The following is a 1,036-nucleotide window of genomic DNA, read 5'->3' on the forward strand; positions in this document are numbered from 1 at the left end:
GGGTGGTTTCTAGGCTTCAGTGCAACTGATCTTGGTTGTGGTGGAGGTGCTGGTGGCGAGACCAGGTGTGGTGACGTTCGGGCATCGGCAGGTGTTGGAGCACTTGTGGGGTTCGGGTCGGACGATTACGCAGATCGCGGGGCTTCTCGGGGTGTCGGTGGGCACGGTGTCGCGGGAGGTGGGCCGGTATCACAGTGCGCGGCATGGGACGAAGAACCCGCTCGGGCGGTCGTTGCCGTCGGGGCGGGCTCGGGCGCCGTATCGGTGGGGGTATCAGGCGCAGTGGGCGCAGCGGCGTGCGGACGCGGCGCGTCGGCGGCCGAAGGCGTCGAAGTTGGGGGTGGGGACGCGGCTGCGGCGGGTGGTGGCGGGGAAATTAGCGCGTAGGTGGTCTCCGAAGCAGATCGCCGCGTGGTTGCGGTCCACGTTCGCTGACCGGCCGGAGTTGCAGGTGTCGCACGAGACGATCTACCAGGCGATCTACGTGCAGTCGCGGGGGAACTTGCGGGCTGAGTTGACCCGGCAGGTGGCGCTGCGCTCCGGGCGTACCCAGCGGCGTGCGCAGTCGCGTGCCGCGGGTGCTGCCCGTAGTCGGCGGCCCTGGATCGGGGATCTGCACATCAGTGCCCGCCCGGCGGAGGCTGCTGACCGGGCGGTGCCGGGGCACTGGGAAGGTGACCTGGTCATCGGTAAGGCCGGCACGTCAGCGATCGTGACCCTGGTGGAACGCTCCACCCGCTACGTGATGCTCGGCGCGCTCCCGAACGGCCGCGACAGCGAAGCCGTCATCGGGGTCCTCACCGCCCTGACCGCCCGAATGCCCGAGCATCTGCGCCGCTCACTGGCCTGGGACCAGGGTGTCGAGATGGCCACCCACCCGGTGTTCACCATCGCCACCGGATGCCCGGTCTACTTCTGCGACCCCCACAGTCCCTGGCAACGCGGCACCAACGAGAACACCAACGGGCTCTTGCGCCAGTACTTCCCCAAGGGCAGCTACGACTTCCGCACCATCGACCAGAACGGCCTGGACAAC

The 1,036-nt window shown here is 68.7% G+C and carries 1 protein-coding gene; it reads left to right on the forward strand.

Features of this window, described 5'->3' with window-relative positions; translation table 11 throughout:
• Window positions 1-178: 178 nt before the first annotated feature.
• Window positions 179-1,036: IS30 family transposase (locus KBX71_RS33400; protein WP_307847480.1), on the forward strand; the 858-nt coding region annotated here is incomplete at its 3' end.

It is taken from the genome of Micromonospora sp. D93, from assembly GCF_018070365.1.
Taxonomy (GTDB): domain Bacteria; phylum Actinomycetota; class Actinomycetes; order Mycobacteriales; family Micromonosporaceae; genus Micromonospora; species Micromonospora ureilytica.